Source organism: Actinosynnema sp. NPDC059797, from assembly GCF_042732085.1.
Taxonomy (GTDB): Bacteria; Actinomycetota; Actinomycetes; order Mycobacteriales; family Pseudonocardiaceae; genus Actinosynnema.
Window position 1 is genome coordinate 1 of the sequence record NZ_JBHWIE010000270.1, and the last position, 9,465, is coordinate 9,465.

General features: G+C 73.6%; 8 protein-coding genes. 4 read left to right on the plus strand and 4 right to left on the minus strand.

Features of this window, described 5'->3' with window-relative positions:
* The coding region (locus ACFV4N_RS33830) for an alpha/beta fold hydrolase (RefSeq protein ID WP_499676727.1) at positions 1-592 on the plus strand (592 nt) is incomplete at its 5' end.
* 41 nt (positions 593-633) lie between these two features.
* The gene (locus ACFV4N_RS33835) at positions 634-864 is read left to right on the plus strand and encodes a DUF8836 family protein (RefSeq protein WP_499676728.1); all 231 of its coding nucleotides are present in this window, start codon (positions 634-636) and stop codon (positions 862-864) included.
* Between the two features lie 71 nt (positions 865-935).
* On the opposite strand, the gene ACFV4N_RS33840 is transcribed toward ACFV4N_RS33835, so the two are convergent.
* Entirely contained in the window at positions 936-2,954 is a 2,019-nt protein-coding gene (locus ACFV4N_RS33840) for a neutral/alkaline ceramidase (protein ID WP_499676729.1), read from the minus strand.
* Between the two features lie 252 nt (positions 2,955-3,206).
* Here ACFV4N_RS33840 and ACFV4N_RS33845 point away from each other — a divergent pair, with 252 nt between their 5' ends.
* Positions 3,207-4,778, plus strand: a complete 1,572-nt coding sequence (locus ACFV4N_RS33845) for a cytochrome P450 (protein WP_499676730.1) — start codon at positions 3,207-3,209, stop codon at positions 4,776-4,778.
* Between the two features lie 111 nt (positions 4,779-4,889).
* On the opposite strand, the gene ACFV4N_RS33850 is transcribed toward ACFV4N_RS33845, so the two are convergent.
* From ACFV4N_RS33850 to ACFV4N_RS33860, 3 genes are all read right to left on the minus strand, one after another.
* Positions 4,890-6,701: a pyridoxal-dependent decarboxylase gene (locus ACFV4N_RS33850; RefSeq protein WP_499676731.1), complete on the minus strand. Its 1,812-nt coding sequence runs from the start codon at positions 6,699-6,701 to the stop codon at positions 4,890-4,892.
* 133 nt (positions 6,702-6,834) lie between these two features.
* On the minus strand, positions 6,835-7,137 hold the full coding sequence (locus ACFV4N_RS33855; RefSeq protein ID WP_499676732.1) for a hypothetical protein: 303 nt from the start codon (positions 7,135-7,137) through the stop codon (positions 6,835-6,837).
* Positions 7,138-7,215: 78 nt separating this feature from the next.
* Positions 7,216-8,031, minus strand: a complete 816-nt coding sequence (locus ACFV4N_RS33860) for a GntR family transcriptional regulator (protein ID WP_499676733.1) — start codon at positions 8,029-8,031, stop codon at positions 7,216-7,218.
* A 194-nt stretch (positions 8,032-8,225) separates the two neighbouring features.
* Here ACFV4N_RS33860 and ACFV4N_RS33865 point away from each other — a divergent pair.
* On the plus strand, positions 8,226-9,465 hold a 1,240-nt coding region (locus tag ACFV4N_RS33865; RefSeq protein ID WP_499676734.1), incomplete at its 3' end, for an extracellular solute-binding protein.

Consider the following 9,465-nt stretch of genomic DNA (forward strand, 5'->3'; position numbering starts at 1 on the left):
CGGCTACGCCGACGACCTGGTCGGCTTCGCGGCGGCCACCGGCGCCGAGGACGCCGTCGTGGTCGGCTGGAGCCTCGGCGGGCACATCGCGATCGAGGCGGCGCCGCGGCTGCCGGACGCCGCCGGGTTCGTGGTCTTCGGCACGCCGCCGGTCGGCTCGCCCGCCCAGCTCGCGGAGGCGTTCCTCCCGAACCCGGCCGTGAACACCGGCTTCAGCGCCGAGGTGGACGACGAGGCCGCCCGCGCGTACGCGGACAGCTTCCTCGCCCCCGGCTCGACGTACCCGACCGCCGGGTTCGTCGCCGACATCCTGGCCACCGACGGCGCCGCCCGCGCCGGTCTCCAGGCGAGCCTCGGCGAGGGCCGGTTCGCCGACGAACTGGCGATCGTCGCCGGGCTCACGCGGCCGCTGGCGATCCTGCACGGCGAGGGCGAGCAGCTCGTCAACCTCGACTACCTGCGCACCGTCCCCGCCCCGACGCTCTGGGGCGGCGAGGTGCGGGTCCTGCCGGGCACCGGGCACGCGCCGCACGAGGAGGCGCCGGAGGAGTTCGCCGCCGTGCTGACCGAATTCCTCGCCCACCTGGGCTAACGTGGCTGCTCACGCGCCGTTCGCTCGGTAGTGTGAGGGGTATGAAGGGCGACCGGGTCGAGGTCGTGGTCGACGCCGGTGACACGACCCGCACCTACGACATCGTGGCGACCAGGGCGGGCCGGCGCGTGGAGATCAGCATCGGCCGCGGCGTGGTCGAGGTCGTGGAGGTCACGCGCACCGGCGTCCCGGTGCGCACGGCGCGGTTCATGGCCGGCCGGGTGCTCGCGCTCGTCGAGCACCCCGCCGCCACGCCGCCGCTCGCCGACTAACGGGACGACCCGCCGGCCGGCCGTGCCGCCGGTGACCGGTAGCGCCCGGGGACCGGCGGCACCGACCCGCCTCACCTGACGGTGAACGCCCTGCTCACGCCGGTGAACGGGGTGATCGCGCCGGTCCACCCGCTCTTCCAGTCGCCGTGGTGGACGATGCGGTACGTGCCGGCCGGGGTGTCGGCCGGGATCGCCCAGGTGACGGTCGCGGTGGAGTTGGCGACGCCCTCGCGCTGCCAGCGGTAGCGGGTGGACCAGTCGCCGTCGTCGGCGTGGCGGGTCCACCGGCCGTCCACGAGCCGCTGGACCTCCAGGAACGTGCCGTTGCGGCGCAGGTTGTTCTTGGGGTGGCCGGTGACGAACACGGCCGTGGCGGTCTGGCCCCTGGTGTGCTCGGCGGCCGGCTCGGTGAGCACGTCGCCGAAGGACCTGCCCAGCGGCTTGTCGTCGAACACCACGCCGGTCTGGAGGTTGATCCCGGTGAACGGCGGCGTGCCCGGCGTCGGGCCGGGGTCGAGCGGCGCGCCCGTGCGCAGCGACTCGGCGAGCTTCCCGAACTCCTGCTGGTACGCGGGCAGGGTGTTGCGGCCGAACAGCGTCGAGCCGCCCTCGTACTGCTGGAGGTCGTACTCCTCCGGCGTCGTCACGTACTGGCTGTAGTCGTTGGCGTAGCCCTGGACCAGCACGTCCTCCAGCGGCACGCCGGCGCCCTCGGCGACCGCGCGCCGGATGCGCAGGCCGGCCACGACCGTCACCTCGGCGGGCACCGCGACCAGGTGCAGCGGTCCGATCCGGACGACCTGGAGCGGCAGCACGTCCGGGGTCGCGCCCACCAGCCCGGTGGGCACCAGGGACGCCTTGGGGTACTGGCAGTCTCGCAGCCACTGCGGCACCTCGACGTTCAACGGGTCGAACAGCGCCTTGAGCGGGCTCTGCATGCCCTCGCTGAAGCCGGGGAGCGCCGGGCCGTCCTCCACGCTGCCCGCCATGGTGGACGCGCCGACCACGCCCGAGCACGTGGTGCCGGGGCGGCCGTCGGTGGTGTGGCGGCCGTCGACGGCGACCCGGGACATGTCCACGAACCGCATCCGGGAGTCGACCCCACCGGTGACGGCCCGCTGCGGGCCCGCGAACACCTCCTGCGCCTTGCGGTTCTGGCGCTCGCCGATGATCCGGGTGTTCTCCACCTCGTCCTCGGTCGGGCCGGAGCCGGGGCGCAGGTGGAGGTTCGGCGACAGGTCGCCCGCGTTGGTGTTGGGGAACGCGGCGACGAACCCGGGCCGGTCGTCGAGGTAGCGCACGCCTTCGTCGTCGTGCTCCCACTGGTAGGACGCGTACCCCTTGTTGTCCGGGCTGATCAACGTGTTCTCGTTGGTCATGGACGTGTTGTGGGTGGCGAACCAGCTGATCGCGCCGACGTCCTCGCCGCCGCGCCGGAACTTCAGCACGGTCACGGCCGGGTCGATGGCGTTCGGGAAGTGCGCCTTGTCGGCGGCCGGGTTGCGCTCGAACGCGGTGCGCGAGCGGTTCACGCTGGCGTTGGTCAGCTGCCCGCGCCCCAGGGACAGCTCGCCGGGCGCGAGGTCCTCGTGCGCCTCGACGATCGACTCGGTGATGCCGTCCGCGATGGCGTTCAGGGTCTGCGGCTGGAGGCCGAGGATCGACAGGTTGTAGGCGAGGTTGTGCGAGTAGCCGCCGGGGCCCGCGTGGGTGTGGGTGGCGGACAGCAGCACGTTCTCGCGTGTGTAGAGGTCGCCGTAGCGGGGCCGCAGCCGGTCCAGCACGGCCTCCTGCACGGCGCGGAAGATCATCGCGAGGTCGGCGTTGACGTAGGCGACCCGCTCGCCGGTGGCCCGGTCGACCACGACGTAGGCCCGGGACCGCTGGCGCTGGTGGATGCCGGTGGTCTTCTGGTCGAACGAGGAGTAGCCCATCATCCCGTTCTCGGCGGCGGGCCCGGTCACGTCGGAGATGCCGCGCCCGATCAGGTAGGGCTGGTCCTGCGCCTGCGACCGGGCGGCGGGCAGGCCGACCACGACCAGGGCGGCGACCAGCGCGGTCGGCACCAGCGAACGACGAGAACCCCTCATGCGCACTCCCCGACATACGCGAAAGCTCTTCACTTTCGTCGGACCGTAGTGGTGCGGGCCACCTCCGGCAAGTCCACCCCGAAGCCGGCGCGGCGGAGATCGGGGCAGCCGATCCATTCACTCACGGTGATACCACCGGTACGGGTGGTAAATGACCTGCGCGGGTCATCGAACGGGTCGGCCGAGGTGCCGGCCGCGGGGATCCGGGGTGGACTCGCCGGACACCACGGCTAGACCAGGAGGCTGTCCCGCTTGAGCACCCCGTCCCGCCCGACCACGTCCCACGCGACCACGCCCTGCCCGTTCGCGTCCTACCCGGTCACACCCCACCCGGCCGCACCCCACCCCGCCGGGTCCCACCCCACCGCATCCCACCCCGCCGGGCCCCACACCGCGCTCCCCCACCCCGCGGCACCCCACCCCACCGCGGCCTACCCCTCGGGCCCCCACCCGGCCGGCCCCTGCCCCGTCACCTCGCGGTCCACCGCGTTCCGGAGCACCGGGCACCCCCACACCGCGGCCCACACCGCCGCGCACCCCGCCAAGCCCGCCCCGACCGGGTTCCGCTCCGCCACCGCGCCCGGCGCGCTGCCCGTCGTCGGCCACGCGTGGCACCTCGCCACCAGGCCCGTGGAGTTCCTGAGCTCCCTGCGCCGCCTGGGCGACCTGGTGGAGATCAGGCTCGGCCCGCGCCCGGCCCACGTGTGCTGCCACCCCGACCTCCTGCGCCACGTCCTGGTCCACGACCGCGTCTTCGACCGCGGCGGGCCGGCCCTGGACCGCGTGCGCGACCTCATCGGCAACGGCCTGGGCACCTGCGGGCACGCCGAGCACCGCGCGCAGCGCCGGATGATCCAGCCGGCGTTCCACCCCGAGCGGCTCCGGCGCTACGCGCGGGTCATGGCCGAGGAGGCGGACGCGGCGGTCGGGGCGTGGCGCCCCGGCGAGGTCGCCGACGTGCACCCCGCGCTCCAGGCGCTGTCGCGGCGGATCGTGGTGCGCACCCTGTTCGCGGAGGACTCGCCCGAGGTCGTGCACGACGTCCAGCGCGGTGTGGAAACCCTCCTGAGGGGCTTCCTGCCGCTGATGCTCGTCCCGCGCGGGCTGCGGCGGGCGCTGACCGCGGTCCACCGGCCGCACCGGCTGGCCGAGCGGTCGCTGCGGGACGCCGTGGAGCGCCTGGCCGCGGCGCGCCCGCCCGGCGGGCTCGTGGACGAGCTGGCGCCGCTGACCGCGGACCAGGTGCACGACCAGGTCATGACCATGCTCGTGGCCGCCGTCGAGACGACCGCCGCCACCATGACCTGGTGCCTGACCCGCCTGGCCCGGCACCCGGAGGTGCAGGACGCGGTGCGCGCCGAGGCGATCGCGGTGTCCGACCCCGCCGACCTGACCTGCGCGCGGCGGGTGCTGAACGAGACGCTGCGGCTGCACCACCCGACCGTGCTGATCACCAGGACCGTCACCGAACCGGTCGAGCTGGCCGGGACCGCCCTGCCGCGCGGCGCCACGATCATGACCTCGCCCGCGGTGGTCCACCTGAGCGAGGACGACTACCCGCGGCCGATGCTGTTCGACCCCGACCGGTGGGACCCCGCGCGGACCGCCGCGCCGCCGCACGGGGCGTTCCTGCCGTTCGGCGGCGGCGCGCGGCGCTGCATCGGCGACGCCTACGCCACCACCGAGGCCACGCTGACCCTCGCCGCGCTCACCCGGAAGTGGCGGCTGTCCCTCGCGCCGGGCGCCGACCTGCGCACCACCATGCGGGGCGCGGTCCCCTGCCCGCGCCGGGCGCTGCTGCGCTTCGACGCCCACCGCGAGTAAGGGGCGCGCCGCGAGCGGTCGGGGTGCTCGGCAGCGGAGCCGCGCACCCCGGTCCGGCCCGTCCCGGTCCGGCCCGTCACCGGCGGCCCGTCGACGCGCGGGCGGCGCCGGTCACTGGAAGCCGCGGCCGGTGAGGGGCACCAGGGCCAGGGGCCGCACCTCGGCGGCGAACCCCGGTGCGCCGGCCTGCCGTTCCGGCAGCGGTCGCGGTTCGGGCCGGTCGAAGGCGCCCTCGGCGAAGAGGTCCTCGACGAACGCGTCCACCTTCTCCTCCGTGACCGACGGCATGACGAACACGTGCGCGTAGTGGCGCAGCTCGCCGGACTTCATCAGCATCGGCTGGCAGGACAGCGACCACTTCTCCACGACCGCGTCGCCGGGTTGGCGGAAGCGCACGGTCAGCGCCATCGGGCTGCGGTCGATGCACAGGCCGCCCTCGGGCAGCCGGTCCTCCCGGTCGAGCCGGTCCTCCAACTCGCGCAGCGAGCTCTCCAGGTACCGGGTGGTGCGCAGCGCCCGCACCGCCGTGGCCGCGTGCTCGCGGAGGGACTTGGACGCCAGGTGGTTCCACAGCACCAGCGGCGACAACCCGTTGCGCGACCCGGCGAACGTGGTGTCGGGCGAGCCGGTGTAGGCCGGTTTGGCCGGCGGCTCGACCCGGAACTTGTTCTTGGTCATGAACACGCCGCACGGCCAGGGCGAGCCGGGCCACTTGTGCCCGCTCATCACCAGGGAGCTGACCACGTCGACGCCGTGGACCCGCAGGCCGAAGTCGAACTCGGGGACCTTGTCCCTGATCTCCCGGCGCAGCGCCACGGCCAGTTCGCTGGTCCGCTCCTCGGCCGCCGCGATCCGCAGGAACGGCATGAACCCCGCGCCCAGCGCGCCGTCGACGTGGACCCAGAAGCCGCGCCGGCGGTCGGTGCGGCCGGGTTCGAACTCGATGTCCCGCTCCAGCAGGCCGTGCTCCGCGAAGATCGGGACGAGCCGGCCGGCGACCTTCTCGACGTTGTCGTAGGCGCCCTTGAAGGTGGTGCCGAAGTTGAGCAGCAGCAGGATCGGGTGCCCGCGCTCGGCGAAGAACCGGACGAGCGCTTCCAGCGCGTCCACGTCGATCTCGCCGCTGCCCTCCGCGCCGCCCCGGGACGGCACCTCCATCGGCCACTCGTCGGCGATGGGGCACTGCCCGGGGTGGTCCCGCCTGCCGATCGCCGCGAACGTGTCGATGTCCAGCGTCCGGACCGCCTTGATCACCGAGTAGTGGGTGTCCTCGGAGTAGAACGCCACCGGCCGGGCGGCGGGCCCCGCGGCCTGCACGTACACCATCTGCTCGCCGGCGCCGCCCGGCTCGGTGATGAGCTTCTTGCCCGACAGGTAGTCCCGGGCGGAGGCCAGCGCGTAGAGGTTGCCCTCGGTGGAGCCCATCGTCAGCACGTAACCCCAGTAGCTGTCGGGGTCGTCGGCGTCGTAGGGCCACGACGCCCGCCAGAGCGACGCGTAGTGGTCGAGGACCGCGCGCTCCACGATCTTGGTGTTGACCCGGTAGTTGCCCTGCTGGAACGGGTCGCCGACGTTGTTGAGGTGGAACTCCAGGAACCGCGCCAGGTCCTGCTGGTAGTGGGCCATGTCCTGGTTGCCCTGGAACCCCACCATGGTCTGGTGCTTGCCGACCAGGTAGGTCTCCAACCGGTTGAGCGCCCGCTTGCGCTGCTGGGGGCTCAGGCCCTCGGCGGGGATCTCGAACTCCTCGATCGCCAGCTCCGGGTCGTTCAGGTAGGCGTCCCTGGGGTCCCGGGAGGGCTCGGCGATGACCGGGGCGCGCCCGTCGCCCAGCCCCGCCGAGGCCAGCAGCGCGGACCACGTCGCGCCGTCCGGTCCGTAGGGGAAGTCGGGTTGTGGCCGCCCGGTGGAGTGCGCGCTCATGACGTCGTCCCCCTTCGACGTGGTGGGCGGGACCACCCGCGCGGGTCCGCACGCCCTGTGCGTCGGAGCGTGCCACCGACCGGGGAGCGGCCCTCGCGTCGAGCCGCCGCATTCGCCGGTCCGTGTCAGAGGTTCACTCGTTGGAGGGACGTGGGTAGAGCAGCCGCAGCACCCCGACGCAGACCGCCTGGAGGCCCAGCGCGATGAGGGCGTGGGCCAACCAGGCGCCGGCGAGCGTGGGACCGCCCCAGGCCTCGTCGAGGTCCGGGTCCGCGGTGAACGGGTGGCCGAGGGCGCCGACCGTGTCCGGCCAGAGCGGGTACAGCCAGCCCCGGGCCGCCAGGTAGGCGGCGAGCAGGGCGACCGGTGCGGCGACGAGCGCGCGGAGGGCGCCCGGTCGCGGGTGCACCCCGAGGCGTGCGGCGAGTGCTCTCACGCCGGGAACGCTAGGCGCGCACCCGGCCCCGGTCGTCCTACCGGGGGACTACCTTCCGCGTCCTACCCGGGTAGGGGGTCACTGCACGTCGCCCGTCGTGGTCGAGCGGACCCGGCCCGTGGAGGACAGGTCGCCCGGCGGTATGCCGGGGTGGTGGTCCGCCCGCGCGCCGGGCGCGACGGCGGTGGGCACCAGCGACAGGCGGGAGACGATGCGGTAGCGGTCGCCCCGGTACAGGGAGTGCACGTACTCCACCGGGCGGCCCGTGGTGTCGTTGGTCAGGCGCTCGAACAGCAGCGCGGGGGCGAAGACCGGGACGCCGAGCAGGTCGGACTCCGCGTCGTTGGTGACGGTGGGCTCGATGGACTGCACCGCGTCGTGGACGTGCACGCCGTGCTCGGCCAGGCGGTCGTAGAAGTTGCCCGACTCCATGTCCTCCGGGGTGAGGCCGGGCGCGACGGCCACCGGGACGTGCAGGTACTCGATCGCCATCGGCTGCCCGTCGACCAGGCGCAGGCGCGCGGTGTAGGTGATCTCGGCGGCCGGCGACACGCGCAGCCTGCGGCCGACCCGCGCCCCGGCCGGGATGCGGGCGTGCTCCAGCACCCGGCTGGTCCACACCCCGCCCGCCTGCGGCAGCGTCATGGCCCGGTCGCCGGACACCAGCTCCTGGGTGATCTTCGCGGGCGCGACGAACGTGCCCCGGCCGTGCTGGCGGACCAGCAGGCCGGTGTTGACCAGTTCGTCCACCGCCGACCTCAGCGTGGGGCGGGACACCGAGAGCTGCCGGCACAGCACGCGCTCGGCCGGGATCGGGGCGCCCGGCGGGTGCGTCTCGATAAGCTCCAGCAGGTAGTCGCGCACCCGTTCGCGCTTGAGGATCGGTTCGGCCATGGCGCCTCGCTTCGTCCGACGCTGCTCCGACCGCGTCGCCCGCCCAGTATGGCAGACCACTGGTCACTAACCACTTTTCCAACATCGAGAGCGCTCTCACGGCTGTGAGCTGGGTGTTGACTGCAACATTGGTCTATGCCATCTTCAACACGCTCCACCCAAGGTTTACCAATTGGTCAGCTGAGAGGTGAGACGTGCCGCACCGCCCCCTTGCCCTCCTCCTCGCGCTGGGACTCGCCCTGACGGCCTGCGGCGACGACCCCGGCGACGCCGGGGGTCGGGAGCAGATCACCGTCTGGCTCATGAAGGACTCGGCCACCGACGACTTCGTCGGCCGCTTCGAGGCGGAGTTCGAACGAGACCACCCCGACCTGGACCTCGACCTCCAGGTCCAGGAGTGGAACGGCATCACCCAGAAGGTCACGAGCGCGCTGGCCGGCACCGACCCGCCCGACGTCATCGAGGTCGGCAACACCCAGGTCGCCCAGTACGCGGCCAGCGGCGGCGTGACCGACCTGACCGACCGGAAGGCCGAACTGGGCGGCGAGGACTGGATCCCCGGCCTGGCCGAGCCCGGCGCGGTCGACGGCAGGCAGTACGGCATCCCGTTCTACGCGGCCAACCGCGTGGTCATCTACCGCACGGACCTCTTCGAGGCCGCCGGCGTGGCACCGCCCAGGACCCGCGACGAGTGGCTGGCCGCCACCGAGCGGCTCGACCGGGGCGACGTCCAGGGCATCTACCTGCCCGGCCAGAACTGGTACGTGCTGGCGGGCTTCGTCTGGGACGAGGGCGGCGACCTGGCCACCCGCGAGGGCGACCGGTGGTCCGGCTCCCTGAACACGCCCGAGGCGCTGGCGGGCGCCGACTTCTACCGCAGGCTCCAGGCGCTCGGCGACGGGCCGAAGGACTCCGACGAGGCCAGGCCGCAGCAGACCGACGTGGTGGCCGCCGGGCAGGTCGCGCAGTTCATCGCCGTGCCCGGCGCGGCGAAGCTGGTGGAGCAGGCCAACCCCGACCTGGCCGGCAAGCTCGGCTTCTTCCCGATCCCCGGCAAGACCGCGGCCACGCCCGGCGCGGTGTTCACCGGCGGTTCGGACCTGATCATCCCGCTCGCCTCGCCGCGCCAGGAGGGCGCCTACGCCGTGGTCCGGGCGCTGGCGGGCGAGAAGTGGCAGGTCGAGCTGGCCAAGGCGATGAACTACGTGCCCAACCGGACGAGCCTGGCGAGCGCGGTCGGCGACGACCCGGGCGCGGCGGCCATGGCGGCGGCCGCGGTCAACGGGCGCGCCACGCCCAACTCGCCCGACTGGGCGGCGGTGGAGGCGCGCAACCCGGTCAAGGAGTTCCTGACCGCGGTGCTGACCGGGTCCGACCCGGCCGCCGCGGCTGTCTATTATGAAATTGTGATAACCCTGGAGATGTTAAGGTTTG